Origin of the sequence: Prosthecobacter algae (genome assembly GCF_039542385.1) — a bacterium.
Lineage (GTDB): Bacteria > Verrucomicrobiota > Verrucomicrobiia > Verrucomicrobiales > Verrucomicrobiaceae > Prosthecobacter > Prosthecobacter algae.
This window is the reverse complement of record NZ_BAABIA010000001.1, coordinates 762,861-789,626: the sequence shown is the minus strand read 5'-3', so window position 1 is coordinate 789,626 and position 26,766 is coordinate 762,861. Positions and strand designations below refer to the sequence as shown.

The 26,766-nt window shown below is 57.2% G+C and carries 3 protein-coding genes; 2 read left to right on the top strand and 1 reads right to left on the bottom strand.

What is annotated here, in order from left to right; all coding sequences use genetic code 11:
* Window positions 1–72: 72 nt before the first annotated feature.
* A complete protein-coding gene (locus ABEB25_RS03105) occupies window positions 73–22,515 on the bottom strand; it encodes a beta strand repeat-containing protein (protein WP_345734920.1) in 22,443 nt (7,480 codons plus the stop codon).
* A gap of 981 nt (window positions 22,516–23,496) precedes the next feature.
* Between ABEB25_RS03105 and ABEB25_RS03100 the strand changes: the two genes are divergently transcribed.
* A complete protein-coding gene (locus ABEB25_RS03100) occupies window positions 23,497–25,029 on the top strand; it encodes a LysM peptidoglycan-binding domain-containing protein (RefSeq protein WP_345734919.1) in 1,533 nt (510 codons plus the stop codon).
* 106 nt (window positions 25,030–25,135) lie between these two features.
* A complete protein-coding gene (locus ABEB25_RS03095) occupies window positions 25,136–26,752 on the top strand; it encodes a sialate O-acetylesterase (protein ID WP_345734918.1) in 1,617 nt (538 codons plus the stop codon).
* Window positions 26,753–26,766 lie beyond the last annotated feature (14 nt).

The following is a 26,766-nucleotide window of genomic DNA, read 5'->3' as shown; positions in this document are numbered from 1 at the left end:
ACATCATCACCGAATAAAAAACCTCCACTCTTGCGAGTGGAGGTTCTTGGTGCCGAATGAAACGGCTTACGATTACATTGAGCGGCGACGGCGGAGACCGATGACCATGAAGGCCAGCAGCATCAACAGCGCGCGGCTTGGCTCAGGAACCACCACAATGATACCGGCTGTGGTGAACAAGCTGGTATCCCAGGTGAGTCCGGCACCGAGAGTCGGCAGAAGAAGGTTATCCATCGAACCTGGATCGAAGGTGCCAATGCCACCGGAATCACGAGTGGTCAGAGTGTTCCAATCGAAGAGGTTGAAGATGTCACCGAAGGCATAGGTGGTGTAACCGTCGGCAGTCACCGCCAGGGTTGGGGCACCCGCAGCACCATTGGTGAGGGTTAGGGCACCGGTCACGCTGATGAAGTCGTAGTTATGAGCACCTGCAGCCTGGGCTGCGTTCCACAGGTCCTTCTCAGCAGGAGACAGCACATTCGTATAGTAGTCGAAGGCGGAGGTCGGGGCCAAAGTATTGGCATCGGCAAACCCAGAGGAGTTCAGGGTCGGCATGGAGATGTTCATGCGAATCTGACCATCAGCAGTACCACCCAGAGCGGTGCCGAGGGTACCCGTGATGCTGAGGTTGCCATTGCGATCCACAGCCAGGACAGCGGTGGAGTCTCCAGGGGAGAGGACAGCACCCGCCGCGATGGTGGTGTTTCCAGCAATGGTGCCCGTACCAGCCAGGGTACCGCCTGCTGCCACGCTGACTGGACCTGCCCCAGTGGTGGCGGTCAGGGAAGTGTTCGTGCCGACCTGCAGAATGCCTCCATTCACCGTCGTGCCACCCGTGTAGCTATTGACCCCCGTGAGGACCCAGGTGCCTGCGCCAGCTTTCACCAAGGAAGTGGCCCCGGTGCCATTGTTGCCCAGAGGAGCCGCAAAGGTATTAGCACCTGTGTTGGTCCCACTCAGGGTGAAGGTGCGTGCCGTGTTGGTCCCAGCAAGAGTCGGAGCAACAGTGCTGGTGAAGTTAACCGCACCTGTGCCAGAGGAGTGGATTGCACCACCAGCAGTGCCGATCGTGAACGAGCGGTCTGTGCTATCGCCGCTGCCCACATAACGGAGGGTGCTGTCAGCCCCGTTGATGACGAGGTTGGCGGCCGTATTGGCGGAGTTACCGATGCTGCTGACGGTGCCGCCGTTGGCCAGTTTGGTGACTTCCAGAACACCGCCGTTGATGGTGGTCGCTCCCGTGTAGTCATTGGCCACATGGCTCAGAGACAGTGTGCCGGAACCAGCTTTGACGAGCGCCAAGCGGCTGCTGGTGTTGACGGTATCGTTATCGGTCAGGACACCCGAGAAGGTGGTATTGGAAGCATCTCCGGCCGTCAGCGTCTTGGTGCTGTTGCCAGAATTCGTAATGAAGCCAGCGCCACTGATGCCAGCCAGCGTCTGGTCGAAGTTATTCAAGTCATAACCTGCACCCGCACTCACGCTGATTGGGCTTGTCGCCGGGATCGCGTTGTTAATGCCATTACGAAGGATACCGCCAGTGACCGCGATTCCGGCTCCGCCCAGGTTGCTGGAAGCACTGGAGAGCAAGAGAGTACCGTTGCCGGTTTTGGTCAGGGCAGTCCCGGTGGCCGTGCTGCTGATCGGGCCACTGAGGGTGGCCGTAACGGCTGGGCTTGGGACGGCGATGCTGCGGCCTGTGGCTCCCAGGTTCATGGCACCCGAGAGTGTCAGGTTATGGCCAGCAAGCACGCCGCCGAAGGTGAAGTCACCATTGACGGTGGTGGCGTTACCGATCGTGCGGGCCGTATTGTCGCTGAGGATTGTGGTGCCACCGGCGATGGTGAGGGTGCCAGTGCCCACAGGGCCGTTGGTGATGGTAGGCACGGTCCCAGTGCTGCTCGCACCAAAGATCAAGGTGCCCTGGCTAAGGGTGAAGCCCGTCGTGAAGGTGCTGGCTCCAGAGAGTGCCAGAGCACCTGCACCCGTTTTGGTCAGAGTCAGCATGTTAGCATGCTGGGTGATCGGGACGCCGATGCTCAGACCAGTTTCAGCCAGGCCCGCGTTCACAAGGATCACAGGATCCGAGCTGCTGAACTGGAGGGCGCTGAAGGGCAAGCCAGCAGTCTCCGCCCGGATCGTCGGGATCGTGGAGTTGCTATTGTTCGTAGCACTGATTGGCGTCGCTGAAGTCAGGACAATCGTGCTAAGAGCCGTTGGCGTGCCATAGGACAGGTTGGGATTCGTGTTGCCGCCTTCGTTGATGAAGTTCAGGCTGGCCAGTGTCTGAGTGGTAGCCGTCGAGTAGTTTGCGAAGGTGATGTTGCCTGCACCGCGGAAGGTGATGTTGCTGGAAGGCGCGATCTGATTTGGCGTTGTGCTCATGGTCACCGCAGCGTTGTCGATCGAGAGATCTCCAGGGATGGCGATGAGCCCGGTAGCAGCCTGAAGGTTCAACGTTCCACGCTGGACGAAGGTGCCGCCCGTGTAGGTATTGGAAGCAAAGGCCGGGCTGAGGCGGAGAGTTGCACCGCCATTGGATACCAAGGCAGCAGAACCGATGATGGCGGTATTAATCTGAAGCACGTTCTGGTTCACGTAGAAATACAGTTCAGCGCCCGTGCCCTGAATGGTGTTCGTGGCATCCGTGGCCGTCAGAGTGGTCGAAAAGGCTGCATTGGTGATGATGCCCACATCCAGGGCCGCCGTGGCACCGCTGCTGAAGGTGATGGCCTGGGTGGCCCCTGGAGCAAAGCGCCAGGAATTCGCCACCTTCGCACCAGTCAAGGTGCGAGCAGACGTGTCGCTGTAGTTCCCGGTGGCCACGGTGGCAAGACTGATATCCGTGCCAGTGAAACCTGGAGCCACAATATTTTGTGTGGTTTGACCCATGACAGAGACACCAAAGCCGTTGACGTAAGTGGCGAAGGTATTGCCATCTGCCACAGCCCATCCGCCGATAAGGCCGTCCACAAGATTGCTGGCCGAGAAGGCCGTGCCATTGATCTGATTGAGAATGATCTGGCCGTTAATGCTCAGGCCCTGGCCGCCGAGGGTGGAGGTGCCACTGGAGTTGTTGGTGGTGAAGCCATTGAAGTTCACACCGCTGCGGTTGTTTACATCGCGGACGAGGTTGCCGATATTCAGACGCACCGTGCTGCCTTCGTTAATGAATGGCAGAACGTTGATGGTGCTGCTGCCACCTGCCGCCGTGACGGTGTTCAGGTTGACCACCGTATCAATGGAGCCACCACCGACGACCTGCAGCGTACCGCCCAGGAGGGACACTGGATTGGAAGGTGCAAGGCGGGTTGGGTTCGGATCGGCCAGGGTATTGAGACCAAAGTTATCCCAGTTCAGGGTACCATAGTTCAGAGCCATCCCAGCGGTGCTGGAGATGCTGCCCGAATCGCGGAGCTGAAGCACACCGCCGCGCACCGTGGTGGAGCCCGTGTAGCTATTCGCACTGGTGAGCAGGAGGGTATTGTTACCTGTGCGGGTGAGGGACAGATTGCCAATGATCTGGCCGCCGAACGTACCGCCGCCAGTGGCAGTCAGGGAGGCCGCCGTGCCGCTGCTGTTGGTAATCGTGCCACCAGTGCCAGGAAGGGCATTGTTCGTGCTAATGCTGCCAAAGACCTGAGTGCTGCCGTTCAGGTTCAGTGTCCCGGCATTCACCTGAAGAGCATTCAAGGCTGGGGTACCCGATGTCGGAGCAACAACAATCGATTTATCGACACCAGCAGGCAGATTCACCGTGCCGCCGTTGATCACAAATCCACCTGTAAAGTAGGTCGCACGATTGAGGTTCAGCGTGCCGTCACCAGCTTTGTTAAAGCCGCCAGTGCTGCCGATGGCAAAATAGCTGTCCACGTTCATGACCGAGCTACCCAGTGTATGCAACTTGATCGTGTTGCCAGCGTTGCCAGCCAAGGAACCGACAGAGGTGGTGACCGAACTTGCATCCAGGGCGAGGAGACCCGCCACATTCAGGGACTGAGTCAACAGAGTACCGCCAGGGCCATAGTTGCCGAACGCTGCATCCAAGCCGGAAGCGAGGGAGGCAGTGCCATCGAAAGTCAGGCTGTTGGCATTGGTGTTGTTGCGAATCAGAGCGGCGGTCCCCAGCACACCAGCGTTCTGGGTGGTTGCCCAGGTGGTAGGTGTCTGGTTGAGTTCCGCCGTGGTCAGGGCGCGCACGCGGTTGGTAGCCACAGAGTCACGCACCAGGAAGCCGGTGCCAATGCCCGAGGCGGAGGAATCCACCACAAAATCTGGACGTATGGCCATGGTGGTCGTGCCGTTGGCACCGGTGCCCTGGCTGCCCTGGACGGTGATGGTGGCAGTGAGAGTGGCTGCGCCGGCGGCAGCAGTGGTGCTGACACCACGGATAAGGCCAGTGCCCGTAGCGTTGGCGTTACCAAGTGTCGTGGTGACATTGAGCTGCTGGGCTGCATCAGGAAGCAACGTCATCGTGCCGCCACCATTCTGGAAGGTGGTGTTGTTGATGAGCTCTGTCGTCGCAGCCGCACTGTTGCCAAGGATGGCGAAGGTGCCGCCTTGGATGGTCAACTGGCCGGCAGCGTTGTTCAAACTTAGGCGGTTGTTCAGATTGGACAGGGTGTTGTCCAGTGTCAGGGTGCCCATGGAGTTCACGGTGAAGGTGACTGCCGAGGAAGGAGCCGTCGCTGTAGGAACCGAGACAAAAGCCTTGCCAGCACCGCTGTAGGTGATGCCGCCACCGCTGACGGTGATGTTACCGGAAGAACCAGTGGTCGCGTTCTGGGCAGAATCCAAAGTCAGCACCCCGGTACCCACCTTGTTGATGATCACTGCGTTCGGTGCAGCGGCATTGAAGCGGCTGAACTGGCCGGAGAAGGTGGAGTTCGTGTTGTCAAAACCAACGTTCAGTGTTGGTGTTCCGATATAACTAAAGATCTCACCCGAGCCGGAGAGGGATCCCCAGGTGGTGGTGGCGTTGGCCAAATCATAGCGAGTGCCAGCGTTGAGCGTCAGAAGGGCAAAGCGTGAACCTGCATTCGTCACACCGTTTCTCAGGCCGCCTTCGCTGACCGTGAGGCCGCCAGTGAAGATCTGCTGGGCACTCAATTGCAGGACACCGGGGCCAAGTTTGGTGATGCCACCAGAGGAACCGACGATACCCTGAACGGCAAGAGCCGCCTGGAGGGGCGCGATGTCATTGATCCCATTCGCATTGATGGTGTCCACCGTGATCGTGTTCGGCGAAGAACCGAAGTCAAAGCGACCGACCAAGCTGCTGGTGACACCAACATTGGAAGACGTGGCCACCACACCGTTGGAACCAATGGTAAGGACTCCATTTGCACCAGAGCCTGCTGTCGGCGTCGTCTGGAAAGACTGGACAACTGGGGTGGTCGCACTGCCAATGTTGTTGAGAACAAAGCCAGCCTGGGTGTTGTTGCCAAAGTAGTTGATCGAGCCGCCCCCATTGAGGGTTACGATGTTACCAGAGGCCACCTGGCCTGCAAAACCGTTCATCTGAACTGCGGCACCATTGATGATGAGGCCATTTGCAGGATTGCTGGCGAGAGGCACCACTGGAGTCGCTGCGGTGTTGGACAAGTTCAGCGTTCCGCCGTTCACCACCGTGCCACCTGTGTAGCTGGCGAGCGGGTTGACATAGGTAATGGCTCCACCAGAAGGCGTGAGGACCACACGAACGGATGAACCGGAACCATTCACGTTATCAATAATGCGTGAATTGACCTGGAGGGTGCTAGTGCGGTTGAACAGATAAAGGTCAGAAATCGCACCAGGAGTAAGACCACCCGCAGTCAGACGACCGGAATCCAGGGTGGCTCCAATGTTCTGGTTCGCATTTGGGCCGATAAGACCACCGCTGGTGATGTTCAATGTATCTGTCGCGGTGACAAAGTTCAGCGGGATGCTGGTGCCAGTCATGCTCAGGGCATTGATGTTTGCCCCGCCATTTGGCACGTTCGTCGTGGCTGTGAGGCGCACGTTGTCAGTCGGTCCAGCTCCCGTGAAGGAGTTGTTGAAATCATACTGGGCCGCGCCCGCCTGGTTCAGGGCAGCGAGTCCAAGACCTGGGATATAGGTGAGGAAGTCGTTACCGTTGATGGCCCAGCCGCCCACGATGTTGTTGGTCAGGCCACTGCCATTGGCAGAATAGGTTACTGGAGTGGTCGCCACGCCGTTCAGCATCCCCACAGTGACTCGGGAGTTGCTGCCGATGGTGCCAAGATTGGTTCCCTGCACAATGAGGGTGGCCGAAGAACCCGCCGGACGAGACAGGCTGGCCAGACTCACATCCATCGAATTGATTCCAGTCCCGCCTGTGAGAGGATTGATGACGTTAAATCCGAGATCCGCAGAAATTGCACCGAGAACTTCCGAAGAGGCCATCTGCGCACGGCCCTGAACCGTCAGTGTGCCGCCCTGGAGGGTGATGGAAGCCGCGTCATTCAGACGGTTGGTCAGGTTGGTCGTGCTGGTATTGTTATCCAGCAAGAGCGTGGCGTGGGCGATGGTCACAGCCGTGGTGCCCGTAAATGCAGCCTCATCACGCAGGGTGGTCGTGCCGCCATTGATCAGAGTCGTGCCTGTGTAGTTGTGACTGCTGTAAAGAGTCAGCGTGTTCTGGCCTGCGCGGGCAAAGTTCACATTGCCCTGGATGGAGCCAGCCCAGTTACGCCCTGCATTGTCCTGGTTCACAAACAGGCTGCCGGTACCGGTGCTGCTGGTGATGATGCCACCTGCATTGGCGACTGAAGCGTCACCAAAGAGCGTCAGGATCTGCTGGGAGTTGCCGTTCAGATCGAGTGTGGCGTTGTTAAGGGCCACAAAGTTATTCGTCTGGAGAGCATTCTTGATTCCCGCGCCCAATTTGAGTGTGCCGCCGTTAAGAACCAACTGGCCGCTCATCGTATTGATGCCCAGGCCGGAAAGACCCGAGACCAGCGATGTGGCAGGTGCCAGGGTCAAGGTGCCTGCGCCTGCTTTGACGAAGCCGATGTTGCCGCTGGTCTGGCCATTGCCACCATTGATGGTTGAGCTGACCGTCAGATCACCCACGGTCCAGAAGTTGAGAGGCGATAAAGTGTTGCCCTGGTTGATCACACCACCCGAAATGGTGGAGGTGCTGCCCGCACGGACCAGAACACCACCGCTGGAGACACTGAGAAGGACACCGTTGCCCATGGCGATCCCGGCATTGCCTTCGATCGTGATGGAGTTCGGAGTTACGTTGGCCGCGACATTGGTGTTACCCGAGGTCAGCAAGGCGTTGTTGTTGGCCACAACAGCGTTGGCTGCATTGTATTCATTGGCAGCCAGTGGGCGCAGAATGGAGGTGGCGGTGCTGGCCGTGGCGAAGGAGGTGCCGGAGCCAGTAGCGCTCGCGTCCACAAGCGCCCAAGGAAGGATGCCTTTGTTAGCTGCTGCCGCAGCCCCCGTCTGACCGACGAAGGTGAAACCCGTGCCACCCGTGGAGGCGATGGTGGCCACCCCATTGGCTGCTGTCGCGCCGAGATTAGAACCACGGAAGAGGACGGAAGCGCCTGAAGGTGCCGTGCCCGAATTCTGGGCCGTTCCTGGGTTGTTGGCCTGGCCGGAGAACACAAGGTTTGCTCCACCACCTGCACCGGCTGTCACTGTGATGACGGAGTAACCGCGGTTGAAGGTCGGTGAACCGAAGCTTTCCGTCGTGGTGGCAGCGCTGTTGCCAATGAGGTTGAAGTTACCACCTGTGAAGTTGATGAGACGGCTGGTTCCCAGGCGGTTGCTGATGTTGTTCGCTGTGTTGTCGACTGTCAGGGTGCTGCGTGGCAGCAGCGAATAGTTGGTGCTTGTGCTGCTAAACGCTCCGGTCCAGGTGCCCGTGCCGTTGAAGAGGACAGTGCCAGCATTGACGCGGAAACCTGTGGCGTCTGAAATGCCCACCGTGTTGGCATTGCCAATGGTCAGCGTGCCTGTGCCGAACTTCTGGATCGCAAAGAATCCAGTGGCGGTTGTATTCGCAGCCAGGGCCGTGCCACTGAGGTTAATGTCGCCTGCTCCGGTGAACCACAATTGGTGGTTAGCCAAGGTATTCGTAATACCGCCTGTGATGTTCAGGGTGGAACCTGCATCTGCACCGACGGCTGTATCCCAAGGCATGGTGATCGGCCCTGCATAAGTATTGTTGCCAGAAACGCTCTGAAGGTGACCACCAAAATTCAGACCACCGATCAACTGATTGCCAATGCCCTGCGTGGTGAGGGGATTGCTGATGGTGACATTGTTTGCGAGCTGGAGTGCAACCCCCAAAGCACTTGAGTTGGGAGCGATCACAATGGCACCCGTGCCAGCCGCGTTGTTGTGGCTGAGCCTCACCGCACCTGCGTGGATGTTAAGCCCGCCGATAGCACCTGCGGTACCCAGCGTAGCCGGGGCTCCCAGGGCAGGTCCGTTCCAGCCAGAGTTGTCGGCTGCGATTTCCATCACGCCATTGTCATACTTGTGCAGCAGATTGGTGGCTGCCGAGAAGGAGAAGGGACTGGTCACCGTGAAAACATTACCGGCAGTGACCTCGAATACGTTGTTCGTTTGGTTCAGATTGAAGGTGCGTGCAGTGCTGAAGGTGCCCGTGGAGCGGAAGCCAACTCCCGAGGCCAAATCAACATTCAGGGTCACAGAGTTCCCCGCATTGCCGAGGGCAGCATCGGAATTGACGGAGAGGACACCATTGAGGATATCAATGGTCTGCCCCACACCACCGAATGTATTGACTCCATTCAGCACCAGGGTGCCAGGGCCGGACTTGATAAGCCCGAAAGTGGAAGCTCCATCGTCCACAGGCCCCGAAAGGATGAGGCCTTGGACCACATTGGAACCCGTGGCCACACCGACAGCAAAGTGGGCCGGACCCGTCATGGTCGTGCCACCGGTGAACTCAAGACCATAACCGTTCTGATTGGAGACACTCAGGATGTTTCCAGGAATGGTCAGGCTAGTGCGCTGCAGAGTTTTGTTACGCGCATTGGGGGCGGAACCGGAACGGTTCACCGTGATCGCCGTATCACCAGTGAGGGTGAGGTTTCCACCCAGAGGAAGGGACTCAAGTGTGCCAAGCCCATTGCCGTCACCTGTAAAGACCAGACCGCCAGCAGCCTGGATGGTACCAGCGTAGTTACCCACCACAAGGATACCGAGGCCGGACTTGTTGATGATGTCCGTGAAGACGGAAGGAGAAGCATCAGCGATGGTAACTGTCGTCTGCGGTGCAGTCACAACAGCATTCCAGACGGAAGGCAGCGTGGTGATACCGTTGAGAGTGATGTTGTTCACACCATTGAAGACGGTGTCGCCCAGGAACGTGAAATTATTCGAAACTGTCACAGCCGTGCTGCCCAGGAGAGTTGTCCCCGCAGCCATCGTGACGGAGCCCGTCCCGAGAGGACCCGTAATGATGCTGTCGCCAATACCACTAGGAGTGCTGCTGGCACCGATGATGAGGCCACCAGCGGTGACATTCACGCCACCTGCAAAGGTGCTCTGGCCACCCAGTTGAAGCACACCAGCGCCAGACTTCACAATGCCACCGTTCTGAATGACAGAGTTGATAGTCAAGCCAGACTGCCATGGAGCGACATCCTTGCCATTGACCACCGTTGCGGCCACATTGACCGAGAAGTTCGCATTGCTGTTAAGGTCAATGATACCGTTACTGACCGTAGAGATGACACCAGCCGCAGTCGGGGTGGAGGTGATACCACCAGTGAGTGTCAGGGTGCCAGTAGGATTCAGGAGCGGGCCAGACCCGCCATTGCTGACGAAATTGAGGCCGCTCAGAGAATTTGCCCCTGCGAGAGTAGCGACGGAACCACCAGTCATGGTCAGCACCTGGGAAGGAATGACGCCGCCTGCCTGCTGAGTGAAGGTGCCCTGGTTCACAGTGATGCCGCCGAGGCCGAGGGTACCTGTGGCACCCACGGTAAGTGTGCCCGAATTCACCACGGTGCCGCCCGTGTAGGTGTTGGTTCCGGTGAGGAACATCACACCATCATTCTGCCCGGAAGCCTTGATGAGGCGAAGCGCACCCGTGCCATTGTCGGCGATGGTCGCACCGATGGTGACCGTGCGGTTGGTGCCGCCGTAGTTGGCCTGCACGAGGTAAAGGTCGCTAGGCGAATTCAGAACACCGCTGGTGAGAGTACCGTTGGTGATGGAGAAATCCACGTTGTCCGTCTGCTGGGCAAAGAGAATACCGCCGCCGCGAACAGTCAGGGTCTTGCCATTGAGGTTGACCACGGTGGCGGCGTTCTGAGAAGCAAAGTTCAGGGTTCCCAGAGTGGTGTCGTTGGCCAGCACGGTGGTACCACTTGTGGAGAAGCGAACGTTGTCCGTAGGAAGCGGGCTGGTATTCAGACCACTGCCATCATAGTTAGCCATTCCAGCCTGACCGAGGGCGCTCACGCCATAAGTGGCATCGTAGGTTGCGTATTCGCGGTCCACGATAGCCCAAGGTCCGATGAGGTTGTTGGTAAGAGGGACTCCACCGCTGAAGAAAATGCGGTTAGCCGATCCAATGACTCCCATGCCACCCAGGGCATTGAAGCGCAATGTAGCCGTCGAGGTCAGGGCGCGGTTGAAGGTGCCGAAGTCCAGCCGGTTGGTGTTGATAGCACCGCCAGCCAAATTGGTGAAGATGCTGTTGTTACCATCTACCAAGGTAAGGTTGCCCAGGGTTTCAGAGGCATCGCTCTGGCCACGGCCATTCAGGGTGATGTTCCCGCCCATGAGGGTGATCGGGGCTGCATCATTGATGCGGTTCGTTAGGCTGTAGAGGTTGCCATTGCTCAGAGTCAAGCTACCACGGCTGACGGTGATGGCCGTCGTGTTGGCGAGGGTGCCTTTGTCGGAAACACTGAGGGTGCCGCCATTGATGAGAGTGGCACCTGTGTAAGTATTGGCCTCCTGGAGGTTGAGGGTGTTTGTTCCCGTCTTGTTCAGGTAGATGCTTCCGGTGATCTGACCGTTGAAACTGGAGTTGCTGTTGGTCACCAATGTGGCCTCCGCACCGCTGTTGGTCACCGTGCCGCCGCTGAGGTCCGTGTTGCCACCACCACCGGCACTGCTGAGGCTGCCGATGAACTGAACGCCATTCTTCAGATCCACTGTCGCACCTGTATTCACCGTGAGCGTGTTGTTGAAGAACAGAGTATTGGTCGTGCCTGGATTCAGATTCAATGTACCGGCGTTCACCGTGGTGGTGCCGCTGTAATACTGCTGCTGGTTGAAGTTCAGCACCCCATTCAGGGACTTGGTGAGGCCACCAGTGCCGCTGATGCCGCTGGAGACATCAAGCGTGATACCTGAACCCACATGGACAATGCCCTCTGCACCTGCCAAGGCGACGACAGGGACCGAGAGGGTCGCATTGGTGCCGGTGCCGTTGACGAGAATACCGCCGCTGGTGATCGTCAGAGTGGTCGGATTCAACCCGGCCAATCCGCCGACATTGAGGCTGCCCACGCCCGTATTCAGAGTCAGTGCGTTCAGAATCTGGTTACCAGTGAGCGAATTCGCCGTGGCAGGAGTCGCGCGGAAGGTCTGTGTCGCACCCACGCTCAGAATGTTCGTGGCCGCTGCATAACCTGTGAAGGTCGTCACGCCATTCGCCCCATAGGTGGCGAATTCATTGTTGTTGGTGAGGACACGGGCCAGCAGGCCTGTCGTCGCAGGGGAAAGGCCAGGAGCGGTGGTAAAGGTGAGTCTGTTCGTGGCCGTGCCAAAGGTGCCGGTGAGATTCAGGGTCGCACCGCCACTCTGGGTCAGGGAGGCAAAAGTGATGGTCTGATTGCCACCCGCTCCCATATTGATCGTGCTGGCTCCCGAATTGATCTGAAGGAGACCCGTGGATACGTGGCTGGAACCAGAGGCGTTTGGCAAGGCATTCAGCGTGCCTCCCAGGAGTTGAACGGCTCGGTTGCTGCCGAAGCGGTTGGCCGTGTTGGTCACCGTGTTATCCAGTGTCAGAGTGCCGTTTTGATATACCTGGGCCTGCAAGCCGCTGGTGCCAAAGCTGCCAGCTCCATTCAAAATGAGGTTGCCGCGATAAATGCGAACCTCGCTGTCTGGCATGGAGTTGGCATTGGTGAGCGTCAGGCTGCCGCTGCCAGTTTTGAAGACGAAGGAATTGCCGAGTGCGGTGTTGGTGTTGTCAAGGGTGCCGCCAAAGCTGATGTTACCTGCCCCGCCCATATACACAATGACGTTGCGGTTGCTGCCACCACTGGCGTGGGTAAAGGAAATGTTCCCGTTCAGGGCCAGCGAAGCCCCGCTGTCCGCACCAAAACCAAAGTTGCGGCCGACGTTATCCGCCGTTGGAGCAGCCACGACCGTGATGTTGTTGGAGATGACGTTGGCACCTGTGAGAGCCTGGATGGCTCCACCGCTGTTGATCCCCGTGAAAGTCTGGCTCGATCCCGTACTTGCAGCCGTGACGGTTGTGTCAATGGTGATCGGGTTGGGCACCGTGATGCCCCCCTGGAGCTGCAGGGCGGATCCCATGTTGATGATCGAGATCGTCCCGCTGCCGAGAGTCGTCGCAAGATTGGTCTTCACGGCACCGCCAGCGATGGTCAAAGGCCCGCTCCAGCCAGTGTTGGCAGTATTCAGAACCAGAGTGCCTCGGTCGGCCTTGATGAGGCCAGCGGCTGCCCCTGCGCCAGCATTCAGATCAAAGGCGCTGTTCAGTTCCAGTGTTTTGCCGCTGGTGACTTCAATGGCACGAAGGTTGGCTGTGTTCGAAAGCTGAATGATGCGGGATGTCGTGACATCATTGGTGAAGCGTAAAGTTGCCGTGCCGACCTGAGGGTTCAGCAGGACCAGATTAGAGGCGTTGCCAAGGTGGCTATCACTATCAACAGAGACCACGCCCTGGTTGATGTTGACGTTACCAGTAAAGTTGTTGCCAGCATTGCCCAGGACAATCGTTCCGGCACCTGTCTTGACAAAGCCGCTACCGCTCATCACGCCATTGAGATAAAGACCCTGGGTCACGTTAGAAGCTGTGGCATTAGTCACCGTGTAAACTGGGGTGCCACTCATGGTAGCACCAGCCGTTACGGCCAGCCCGTAGCCGTTGTTGTTCACCACACTGAGGCCATTGCCCACATTGCTGACGCTGGCTGGAACAAGGATCTTGTTGGCTGCGTTGACGAAAGGACCGTTGGCACCTGCGCGACCGACTGTGATCGTGCCAACAATGCCAGGATTAAACACGACATTGCCGAGAGAGATGGACTCGACAGTAGAATTGCCGATGTTCGGCACATTGCCATCATGGAGGAGGGAAACGGCGGCCTGATTGCCAAGGGCGGCTGCATTGAAGTCGCCCGTGTAGCCGGTCGCATTGAAAATCAGCGTGCCCAGACCTGTCTTGTTAAAGGAGGTGATGGAACCAATGTTCGGGATATTGCCAAGCAATGCGACGGTGAGCAGAGGATTGTTGATCTGCACATTGGCCGTGCCATTGGCGAGGCCGTTGATGTCACCATTCAAGTTCAGTGTCCAGGCTGTATTGGCCGTGCTGTCGAAGAGTGGTGTGCCACCAAAGGTAACGTCGTTACCAATGCTGCGGCTGCCATCCACAAGGATGGTGGTGCCTGCTGCTGCCGTGAGAGTACCGCTGCCCAAAGGACCGCTGGTGATGCCCGTGCCGCCGTAGGTTGGCGTGCTGTTGCCGCTGATGAGGATGCCACCGGCATTCAGATTGAGGCCACCCGTGAAGATGCTCTGTCCGGAGACCTGAAGAACACCGTTGCCCGTTTTATTCAGCGTGACTCCTGGGCTGAGGATAGCTGCCGAGATATTAAGCGTCGGGGAGATACGAGTAACCGTGTTGCCAAAAACCTGGATCTCAGGAGTGTTGATCGTTTTGGCACCCGTGCCGATATCGAGGAAGCCAGCAATCGTCGGCACCGTCAATGGGTTGCTGGAGGTCACGGTGATCGGTGTCGCATTCGACAACGTCAGGATTCCGTTGGTGGTAACAGTTGGGTTGCTTGCACCGCCATTGTTATTGAAGTTAAGGCTGTCCAGCGTGTTGTTGCCGAAAAGGGTGAGGGTGGAACTGCCATTCAGTGTCACCGCATTGCTCGCTGCAATCTGACCCGCATTGGTGTTCATCACCATGGCCGCACCTGTCAGGGTGACGCCGCCAGCAGGAATAACCACGCCATTGCCAATAAGATTGATCGTGCCCTGGCTCACCACAGTGCCACCCGTGTAGGTGTTGTTGGCGGAGAGGTTCATGATGCCGCCACCGGACTTAACCAGGCTGACCGAGTTGCCCAAGCCATTGTCTGCAATGACCGAATTCACAATCAGATTGCTGATACCTGCCGTGAAAGTGATCGTCGAACCTGTTGCTGTGGCTGGACGGCTGACAGTGACCTGAGTTGGGCTGTCCACAGAGACAATGTAAGTACCAGTCGGGATGTTTGTCCCGCTAATCGTCATGCCAGAGGCAAGCCCCACGGTGGAAGACATGGTGACAACCTGCGAATTGACCGTCGTCGCCCCCAGAGGAATGGTGCCGACTGTGAGAGTTTGACTGGTCTGCTGAGCCACGTTCGTGCTTGGCTGGCTCACCGTGATTTGGTTGATCGCATCAATGGAGACAATCGTGGTTCCAGCCGGGAAGTTGGAATTGGTGATGACCATGCCAGGGCGGAGACCCAAGGTCGTGCCGACAGTGACCACAGTGGTGTTTGGATTGATGGTACCACCCGTGTAGCTCGGGTTGCCTGTGGCATTATTGAAAATCACCAATTCACGAACGCCGCTCGTTTCCGTCCCGCCAGCGGTCAGGATACCGCGGGTGGAAAGGGTGCCGATGCTTGTATCAAAAGCGTTGTTGCTGCGCAGGAGGCCGCCAAACTCGAGGTTGAGCACATCCGATCCGCCGGTGAAGAAGATATTATTAGAAGCATTACCAGCGATCTTGAGGAGACCCGTGGAAGTGTTGCCTGCCAATGTCGTATTGACGAGGTAAGTCGCGGGAATTTCAGTGAGATTGCCGCTGCCGAAAGTTGCGTCATAACCCGTAAAGCCACCCTGGCCCACAATGCCCACACCACGGCCAGTGTTGTAAGCCGCATAGTCGGTGCTGTTGACAATGGCCCATGCGCCCAAGGCTCCGCTACCCACGGTTGTCAGCGGATTGGTAAACATGATGCGGGCATTGTTGCCCTGCTGGCCCAACTGAGAGCCAGTGAAGTTCAAGGTGGTGCCAGGATTGCGCACCAGCCCGGCAACCGTGAGGTCCGCCGAAGTGATGGTACCAAGACCCGTGTTAGCAGAAAGGGTGTTGGCTCCCTGCGCCAGAGTGATGGTGCCGACCGTTTCAGTGGCTGCGGTGCTAAGACGTCCAGTATAGGTCAGGTTACCGCTACGAAGGGTGATCGGAGCCGTATCGGAAAGCCGGTTGTTGATGGAAGTTTGGATGTTGTCGTTGTTCGCGAGGAACAAAGTCGCGTAGTTGATGTCCACCGCTGAGGTGTTCAGGATCGTCGCATCATCACGGAGAGTCGTGGTGCCGCCCATCAGCAAAGTCGGACCGGTGTAAGTCTGAGGCATTTCCAGGGTCAGCGTATTGCCACCTGTCCGGGCAAAATTAATGTTGCCCATGATCTGGCCGGCGAATGAGGTGCTACCACCATTCATGTTGGTCACAAGCGTGCCGGTGCCTGTGCTGCTGATGATGCTGCCGCCTGTGCCAGGAAGGGAGCCTGGGCCGCTAAGCTGGGCAAAATACTGGGTATTGCCATTGAGATCCAGCGTCGTGCCGATGTTCATCTGCAGGAGCTGGTTCGGGAACAAAGTATTGAGGCCAGCATTGAGTTTCAGGGTGCCATTCAGCAGGTTCTGAGTACCGGAGATGAAACTTGGAGTGTTGAGCTGAAGAGTGCCGTCGAGAGCCTTGGCCCAGTTAGCAGTTCCAGTCAGCGAGCTGTTCACTTCGAGGGTCGTGCCTGTATTCACCTGAATGAAGCCCGTTCCGGTGCCAAATGCGATTTCAGGAATGCTCAGGGTGTTATTCCCACCTGTGTTCAAGAGGCCCCCCGAAGTCAGCGTGAGGCGGTTCAGTGTAGCACCGCCCAGAGTGAGGCCCGTTCCGTTAATTTTGAGGGCGTTCAGCGTGCGGTTGGCCGTGGTGCTGATGCTAGTCGTCACATTCAGCGTATCCGTGGCAGCCGCCGTGTTCAGGTTGTTGCCATTGTTGTAGGCGGTGAATGGCACAACACCATTGGCACCATAAGTGGCAAAATCACCCCCGACAAAAATGCGTGGAGCAATGCCAGTCGTTGCCGGAATCAGCGTTGGGGCTGTTGTGAAGATGAGCTTGTTGGTGCTGCCCAGGTTTGGGGTCCCAGTGAGATCCAAAGAGGAACCGCTGTTGGCAAAGTTCACCGAAGCGAAGGTTAGCGTATTCGGGCCTGAACCGGACATATTGATCCAGGACTGCACGTTATTGACCGTCAAAATGCCGGTCGTTTCGGAAGTGCCGTTGGCATCACCGATGAAATTGAGCGTACCACCATTGACGGTGAAGAGATTGGCAGCCGTATCGAAAAGACGGCCAGCAGCATTTTCACCGGCTGAGTTGTCCAGAGTCAAAGTACCGCCTGCATTGAGGGTGACGATACCTGCATTCCAAGTGCCACCGCTGGTTCCTGAAAGGATGATGTTGCCGCGGCTTGCTGTCAGAACGCCCGTGGCCAGATTGGTTCCGGTAAGGGTCAAATTGCCGGTACCCGACATCTGCAAACCACTGACGCCAGTTCCCGCAGCGTATGCGCTGTTGATGAGCGTGTTCCCGGAGCCATAGAGAGTAAAGGTGGAGGCTGCACTGTTGGTAATGCCACCAGAAATGATCAACTCGGCAGGCCCCGTCAGGTCGTTTTGAAGGTTACGGCTGGCGTTGAGTGCGACAGATCCACCAAATTCAATGGAGTTCGTGCCAGCAACGCGCGGAGGCGATCCGTTGATCTGAATGGCGTTAGTGATCTTGTTGACTCCAACCAAGCCTCCAGAGAATCCGGTGGTAAGGGTGCCTCCATTGAAGGCGAAAGTGCCAGTGCCAAGCGCCCCAACTTTGTTCAGGGCAAGAATGCCGTTTGAGAGTGTGGTAGGGCCTGAATACGTGTTAGGCGTGCCGCCTGCCATCGTAAAGGTGGCATCTGGAGCCAGGGCGATGTTCCAGGCAGTGAGAACACTGGCCGTGGCCGAGTTGCGGATGACGCCGTTCCAGACGGTGGATCCATAACCGCGAATGTTGACGGTACGTGTGCCTGCCGTCTGATCAAAATTGACGAAGTCACCGTTGATGGTCAGGACAGAGCCGTTTTCGAGGTTGTTGCTGAGTCCTGGAACATCGCTGGTACCCGTGGCCTTGTAGATGTTGGCATTGATGGTGATCGGCGCGGTGCCAGCAAAGGTCGAAGAGGTGTTGTTATTGAGGATCACCGGCTGGCTGAGCGTCAGTCCACCCGCATTGGTGGAGAAAATGCCTGCATTTGAGATCAAAAGGCCACCAAAGACCAGTTCACCACCGGCTGGGATCGTACGCGATGCAGAAAGGGTGAATGAGCTTCCGTTCGGAATGGTGGCGATCGTATCACCGTAGGTGATACCAGGGCCGTTGACGTTCATGCCAACAACCAAGCCGCTGGTATTTCCCGTGGCCAAATTGACGGTCGCAACGTTTGACACAGCCTGCGAAGTCAGGCCCGTAGGTCCGGCTGTACCGAGGGACGCATTGCTGGCAATGCCGAGAAGACCGCCATCCACGCGGGTACCACCCGTGTAGGTGTTGTTGGCATCCAGAATCCAGACACCGCCGCCGCCTTTAAGAATGCGGAGTGAGCCGCCGTTATCTGCCAGGATCGAAGTGACCTTGTTAGCATCCGTGTTGGTGCCCTGCAATTCCAGGGTCTTGTTGCCACCGACCGTATTGACGGAGCCAGCCGTGGTGTTCACCAGATTGGTCAGGATCAGAGCGCCGCTGCCGCTGGAATCAATGCGGCGAGTGCCAGTGGTCCCAACAATGTTGATCTGGCGGGTGGTCGTTTCACCTGGGCCCACATACATCAGGTTGGCCGTGGTAGCGTTGGCCGGGTTGCCCAACTCAATGATACCACCACCCACATTCGTGCCGAAGCTGGAGGAAGTCACGCCAGCAGCCCCGATAGAGGTGGCGAAAACACTTTCCTGACGAATGGCGGTATTGCCGCTGTAGGTGTTGGCGTTACCCAAAATAAGAGTGCCACCGCCGATTTTGCTCAAACCGCCCGTGCCACTAAGGACGCCAGAGATCGTCGCGAAATCGAGATTGGTGGTGCCGTTGTCGTTGACCTGAACTTCACGCCAGCCGTTGCCAGCCGAATTGGAAGCAACACCTGTTCCCGCGAGCACTCCAGTGGTGGTGCTAATGGTGAACTGGGTGGAACTGTTGATGGCGGTGATGTAGGAACCAGCCGGAATGTTAGCATTGCCCGTGATGATCTGACCAATAGTGAGGCCATCCGTGTTTCCAGAGGCGAGGTTCACCGTGGCACTGCCAGCCGTGGTGGTAAGGCTGAGAGCTTTGGCGGTGCCTGCACCCAACTCGAAATTGCCGCGAACCTCGACATCCGCCAAAGAAGTGGAAGAATTCAGAACCAGCACGCCAGCACGAATGAAGTTCGTGGTCGAGCCCCAATTTGGAGTTCCCAGGCCGGACCAATCAACCACCAGGGGAAGCTCGCCTGCGGAAAAACCACCGTTGCCATTGGCCACAAAACGGAACTGGCCAGCACCTGTGCCGAGAGGGCGATTGAAAGTGCCCGTGGTTTCAAAAACGCCGCCATTCAGAAACAGATTGCTGGCTGTCGGCAGGGAGAGCGTATCCTGGCCGCGCAATGCACCGCCGGAGATGGTGGTGGTGCCAGAATAACTGTTGGTATTGTTACCCAAAATCCACATTCCGCCGCCCGTCTTGGTCACGCTCAGTGCTTCACCAGCGGCGGGGTTGTTGATCAGACGGAGGTTGATCTGGTTGTCACCCGTCGAATCGCCCTGAAGGGTCAAGGTGCGGGTGCCTGTTCCACTGAAAGCCACAGGGGCCGTGTTGTTAAAGATCAAAGTGGCGCTGTTGGCGTTCCTTGAAAGGTTAGGTGCACCGTAGCTGCCAGAGGAGTCGATCGTGGCATTGCCAGCCAAGGTGAACAGGCGATTCGTGCTGACGCTAGGCGTCTGGGTGGTCTGGTAGATAGTTCCCGTGGCACCCGTGTATTGAAGAGTGCCGCCATTGAAGACCAGACTTGCTGCGTTGCTCACATCATTGCTGGCATCACCCAGGCCGATTGCGCTGGCAGCACCAATGTTTGAAAGGGAAGTGACCGCCAAAGTACCACCAAGCAGCACCAGAGGGCCGCTGAAAGTGTTGGCTCCAGTGAGCGAAAGGGTGCCCGAGCCAGTCTTGATCAGGCTGAGAGGAGCGGAGCCGTCCTGAATGATACCGGTGAAGTAACCTGAACCGTTGTTGTTGCCCACTCGAAGGGAGGCTGCCACACCGCCATTGTTGGTAATGGTGCCTGCACCATTCAGAACGTTCACCGAATTGTTGCCCGAGCCGACAGTTCCTACATTGATACCATTCAGGTCGAAGGTAGCACCCTGACGGACAGTCAGACCAATATTGGTCGCACCGAGCAGACCACCTGCAGCCATTTGAAGCGTCCCTTCATTCACAGTGACGGTTCCCGTCTGCGCATTAGCACCACTCAAAATCAGGGTACCGAGACCGTTTTTCGTCAGGCCACCCGTGGTGGTGGCGGTGATTGGCGCTACAAGATTGAGTGTGTCACCGGAGGCGTCCACACGCACAACAAGATCACCCGTGCCTGCGGTAGTCACACCCGTGCCATTGATGGAACTGGACCCGCCCGTCTGCAGAATGCCGCCCGACGTATTGCCGCCCACATTGATGGTGAGGAGACCGCTTTGATTGACATTTTGACTGCCGGAAATTTTGAGGGAGCTGATGGTTACTGCAGCCGTGTTGGTTTCGGTCGTGACCAAGTTATGAGAGGTCGGAGCAAGCTCGGAACCTGTAAGAATGAACCCATCATCGACGCCATAAACTGGAGTGACGAGGACACCGCTGTTGGACCGCGCAAAATCTGCACCATTGATGTAAATGCGGCCGTTGCCAGGAAGAGTGGTTGCCGATGTCGTCGCAAGACCACCGATTGAGACAGTCCCGGTACCCGGGACAATGTTAAGCCCGGAGCCCACTGAAGGAGTGGCAAGGCTCGCAAAGGTGAGTGCTGCCGTGCCGCCTGCACCTGGGTTGATCCGCAAAGTGCCAGCACCTGCGGTCAGAGTCAGGGCCCCCACTGTTTCGGTGCTGGCTAGGCCTGCCGCGCCATTGTAGGTCAACGTGCCGCCCGCAGCCTGATTAAAAAGATCCACATTGAAAATCACTGCCGCTGCATCAGGGAGAATGTCGAAATTACCCGCTGCCTCTTGAAGCTTGAGCGTGCCTCCCGAAATGGTGGTGGAGCCAGTAAAGGTGTTGTTTGCGGTCGGATTTAGCACCCAGGTGCCCTGGCCGATTTTCTGCAGGCTGGTGACAGATGCTGGAGTCGTATTGATTGGGATGACGGTATTCACCGTATTGTCCGCCGTACCGCTACCGCCAAGGACCAGCGTGTGGGCACCGTTGACCGTGTTAAGGATCGTTCCCGTCAGAGTCAATGCACCTGTCCCATTGGAATTGATGTAAATGGGAGCCGTGGTGGTGTTAAGCAGAATGGTACGATCAAGCGTCGCCGTCGCACCCGTGTAGGTCAGCGCCGCAGGTGAGGTCGTGGCATTGCCCAGATTGATCTGGCTGGTCTGTGCAACAGCCCCGACATCATTGATGGAAAGGGTGCCTGCGGTGACGGCCGTCACCCCCTTGTAGCTGCTGGCATTGCCGCCGATCACCAATGTACCAGTGCCGTTTTTGGTAAAGTTGTGCAAAGTCGCCACGGGTGCCAAAATGCTGCCAGTGACCGTTGTATCGCCGTTACCACCGATGGACAGAGTGCGCGCGGTGCCATCAGTTTGATTCCAAAGATTGGCATCCAGAAGCAGCATGCCATTGGAGTTGTTGTTGATGCTGGCATTGTTGCTACCTCCAGCGCCGATCAGGTTATTGACACCTGTGAAGGAAATCCCATAACCATTGCGGCCAGAGACGTTCAGGTTGGTGTTGGTATGGAACATCCGCAGATCACCAAAAGTGACCATCTGGTTGATCAGCAGCGAAGAACTGTTCATGCCACGGCCCACAAAAATACCACCCGTGGTGTTGTCACGAACAAAGACATTTCGTGTCAAGAAGCTCGCTGGCGTGTCCGTGCGCACCTCCAAAGTGCCATTGTTGATGTCCACAGACTGTGAGGTTGGATTGATGCCCAGAGCCCCATTATCACCCACACGCACCGTGCCACCGTCGATTCTCAACGTCTGGGCATAGTTGTTGCTATTGTTTTGCAACCAGAGCGTCGTTCCAATGATGTTCCCCGACTTCACGAAACGATCCCCTGCCGTATCAAGCCCCGTCACCTGTCCGCTAATAATCCAATTTCCATTGCCGTAAAAAACGTTGCCGTTACCACCGCCCAGATACACCCCGCCCGTCACATTGGTGATGCCGTGCGTGGCAAGAACACGACTTTCTGTCGCACCTGAAGACAGGGTAAGCCCGCCTGCCAGTGTGTTGTTACCCACGCTGATGAGCGCTGCGCTGGCGTTTGCCGCACCAGGTCCACGACCTGCCACGGAGACTTCCCGGTTGAGGGTGATACCAGGTCCCGTGCCGGGGCCTGCAAGAATCAAAGAGCCACCAGAGAAACCAGGGTTGCCCGTATTCGCGATGCCGGTCACCGAAATGGCCGTCGTGCCCGTTCCCAGCTGCCCAGCATTCGTCACCACCAAATTCCCCGCTTCGATCGAAATGTCCCCGCTGATCGTATTGCCATTGTTGGTCAAAACCAGGGTCCCATTTCCTGATTTCGTGAAACCTTTGGTCCCAGTCAGTAGAGAAGCAATCGTGGCGCGATCCCCAAAAGTGCCACGTGTGCCGACCTGAATAACGGGAGAATTTAGACCTGTGGCCGGAGCCAAAGTCAGTGTGTTGCCACTGAGGGTGTAGCCACTGGAAGTGAAGCGAAGTCCCCCGGCCGAAATTGCCTCCAGCAAGGAGACTGTACCCGAAGGACCACTGAAGACACCCGTGTCCAAAGTGGAATTATTCCAGGCCGCGCCACTCCATTGTAGGGAAGTGGTATCCCAGTTGCCGGGTCCTCCTACCCAATTCAAATCAGCCCCCTGGAGCTGAACGCTCCAGATGCTGAAGGTGCTGAGCATGAGGGTGGTCAGCGGCGTCTTTAAATGACGGCGCATCCACTGGAGGCTGGGGCTCGACTTGGACATGGTGGTTGGTTGGGGTCGGAATAATCCGAATTTTCGGGAATTAAGCCGCGAGTGAAACACAAAGGTTATTCCTATTCTATCAAAAAAAGGGTTTATTTATTCGAAGCCGAAAAGACCGACCTTTTGGAGGGTTAGCCTTTACCCGAATTGTGTTTTACCGAAACATAATTATTTACCCTCCTGAAACAACCTTATAAACTACACGGTTGATAAAAAACCCCCACAAATACCTAAGCTTTTTGCATAAATTTTCGAAAATCACGAAGACAATCATCTTCATGGAGGATTCAATCACCTGACAAGAAAAGCCCCATTTAATAAGCCTAATTCTTAACCATGATTAATTTAAACAACTAAAATTCATTGATCTGAAAATGTATGACTCCATTCTCTTCGGATGACACACTCCGGGCCATGAAAACTGAGACTTATTTTGGAATTGCTGCTTTGTGCTCTCTTCGAAACGAGAATCCCAATCCAAAATCAATTTCTAAAGATTTTCTGCTTCAAACTGAAATCTCCAGATTTGGGGCAGATGCTGGTCTAGGAAGCGGTTTCCATTGTTCTCCTCACCCCATTTCACGGTGATTTGTGGTTTCGACTTTTTGCCCCTATTTTTATTTCCCTCGCAATCAAAGCAGCCACACTGAACTAGGACGGAGATCTCAAAATCCACGGGCTTCCAGTTGGGTGAAAACAACCGCACCAGCAAGAACCACCTGGGTAATGAAGGCAACCTAGACCTGCCCGATGTCAGCGCGTCGGTTCTACTTTGGAATGTGGGCCCCATGGCCAATGGCGGTGTTCTCCCCATCACTCTTGTGCTAGAGCCCAGTCGGCTGCTTTTCCTCATGCTCGGCCTCGCGATCCTTTGCCTGAAACGTCCTCGCAGGCAGCATCGGCCTTTGATTTAAAACGAAAGCTTTGCACACGCACCAAACCATTGCTTGTGCTCCGCACGATTAAGGCTTTGATCTTTTTATGGCTGCGAAATCCTCCCTGTTCGATGCCACCCGCGCCTGCCGGCTGGCTGTTCTTCCACTGAGTTGCCTGCTCAGCCTGGCTGGCCATGCTCAAACCACCCCGCCACCCGCAGTCAAGCCACCCTTACCACGAGTGGAACCTGGACTGGAAAAAGCCGTGCAATGGCGTTGGCTGCCGGAAGCTTCCGATCCCTCCGTCTGGGGCGTGGCTCTGCCGCCAGCCCCTGAGCCAGAGACCGTGCCAGGAAGCCCGGGAACGGATGCACCCAAGAAAGCGACTCTCCCTCAAGGCCCCCCGCAAGCCACCTTGGAATATACCGTGGCCAAAGGGGATTCGCTTTACGTCATCGCCCGTCAGCATGGGGTGACGATTGATCAGATTAAAGCCTTCAACCAGATGAAACGCGACGTCATCGTGGTGGGCCAGGTGCTACGCATTCCCAGTCTGGCAGACATCCAGGCCATGGCACCGCCACCGGAGCCTGCCCCCGTCCCCAAAACAAAGGTTGCGCCGAAATCCCCGCCCAAGGCCCCAAAAGAGGCACCTCCTGAAACCAAGCTGCTGATCAAGCGCCCCCTGCCCTCCCCCGCCGCCAGTGTGGCCCGCATCGTTCTCATGCAGGCCTATTTGGATCGGCAAGCGTTCTCCGCCGGGCCCATCGATGGAACAGATGGGCCGCTTTATGATGCCGCACTGCGCTCCTACGAAATGGCACATCCAGGCGAACTGAATTCCGAAATGGGCCAGCCTGCTGCCGTCCTGCGCGAGATGGGCGGTGCCTACGCCGAGTATCAACTGAAGGAGGAGGACCTGCGCTGGATCACCCCGCAGCCATTGGCCCCGCCTGTACCAGTGCGGAAATCACGCAAGTCCGCGCCACCCCCGCCTGAGCCGCCCCTCACTTTTGAAGATCTCACTGCACCACCTTTCCTACCCTACCGCAGCGTCTGGGAATTCGTGGCCGAGCGCTACCACTGCTCGGAATCCTTTTTGCGCCGCATCAATTCGGGACTGAACACCCCGGTGCAGCCTGGGGCCCTGTTTTTTGTGCCAAACGTGCTGCCCTTTGAGATCGAAAACGCGCTCAAGGAACCCCTGCAACCCACGGCTGATCCAGCGGCTCCGGTCACTGCCACCATCATCAGCAATTCCCGCCTGGAAATCCGCCGCAGCGGCAAGCTTATCGCCAATCTCCCCGTCTCCGTCGCCCGGCCAGGTCTGCGAGGCAAAGGTAGCTGGAAAATCCTCGAGGCCATCGCCCGCCCATGTCTTGTGACATCAGGCGATCCCGCCGCCCCGGTCAATCCTCCCCTGGTCCTGCCGCCGGGCCCCAACAATCCCGTCGGCCCCATCTGGATCCATCTGGCGAAAAGCAGCGAGACCACGCCCCTGCCCTATGGGCTGCACGGCACCAGCATCCCCGGTTACATGAACCGGCAGGAAAGCGTGGGCGGCTTTCGCATGACGAATTGGGACATCGCCCGTGCTGTTCGCCTGCTGCCAGTGGGCACGCCGCTCACCTGGGAATGAAGACCTGGTAGCGGAGGTGCGTATCGTGCGTCCGCTCTTGTGCGGGACAAAAGTCCGTTGTTACGTATCACCTTCGGTGTGCGTTTACTTCGTCTGTCTCCCTGCCATGAAGCGTCTTCTTGTTCCCCTTTTTATCCTCAACAGCCTGCCTGCCTTCGCGGATGTCACCCTTCCGGCTCTCTTCACCGATGGTCTCGTGCTGCAACAAGGGAAGCCCGTGGCCGTATGGGGCAAGGCAGATGCAGATGAAAATGTGGCAGTCAGCTTCGCTGGCCAGACCAAGGTGACCCAGGCCGATCTGGACGGCCAATGGCGCGTCACACTCGATTCGCTCCCTGCCAACGCCACTCCGGCGGAACTGACCGTCAAAGGCAAAAATGCGCTCACCTTGAAAAACATTCTGGTAGGCGAGGTGTGGATCTGCTCCGGCCAGTCCAACATGCAGTGGACGGTTTCACAGTCCGCCAATGCAGAGCAGGAAATCGCCGCAGCGAACTTCCCCCAGATCCGCATGTTCAATGTAGAACGTGCCACCGCCATGGAACCCGCCACGGATGTGAAGGGGGCCTGGAAAGAGGCCAGCCCAGCCCATACCGGGCAGTTTTCCGCCGTGGCTTACTTCTTCGGTCGTCATCTTCACCAGGTGCTCAAAGTGCCCGTGGGGCTGATCAACACCTCCTGGGGTGGCACCCGCATCGAGGCCTGGACCAGCCGTGAATCCTTGGAGGAACGCCCCTGCGCAGCCCAGCTCATCAGCGACTGGAACGGCATCCGCCAGACCTATGACGCCACCGCAGAAGCCAAAAAGTTTGAAGAAGCCAAACTGGTGTGGAAGGAAAAGGTGAAGGTCATCCAGGCGGAAAATGCAAAGCTGCCGGACTCCCAGAAAAAAGATCTCCCGGCAGCCCCACGGCCCTCGGATGATCCAGCCAAAACGCCGCACTACCCCGCCACTCTTTTTAATGCCATGGTGGCTCCGCTGATCCCCTATACCCTCCAGGGTGCCATCTGGTATCAAGGCGAGTCTAACCAAAAGCGCGCCTTCCAGTATCAGGAACTTTTGCCCAACATGATCAATGATTGGCGCACCCGTTGGAACGATGAATTTAGTTTTTACATCGTCCAGCTTGCCAGCTTTGGAAACAGCCAGCCCGTCAGCCCCGATGCAGGTGTGGCCGATACCTGGGCCGAGTTGCAGGAAGCCCAATATTTGACCGCCATCACTCTGCCCAAAACAGGCCTCGCCGTAACCAACGACATCGGCGAGGAAAAGGACATTCACCCAAAAAATAAACAGGAGGTGGGTCGCCGCCTCGCCCTCTGGGCCCTGGCGAAGGACTATGGCAAAACCAGCACCGTCCCCAGCGGTCCCCTTTACAAAAACAGCGTCATCGAAGGCAGCCAGGTTCGCCTCCAGTTCGACTACACCGGAGGAGGTCTCAAGGCACGGGATGGTGCTGCGCTGAAGCATTTTCAAATCGCCGGGGCGGATCAAAAATGGGTGTGGGCCGAGGCCAAAATCGAAGGCAATGAAGTCATCGTCTCAAGCCCCCAAGTACCTGCGCCTGTGGGTGTCCGTTACGCCTGGGCCGCCTGGCCAGTGGGGGCGAATCTGATCAATGCCGAAGGCCTGCCGGCCAGCCCCTTCCGCACGGATGAATTCATCCTCAGCACCATGGGTGTGACGTCTCCCTTTCAGGATGTGATGAAGCCCGGACGTTAGGTGGGGTGGCCAAG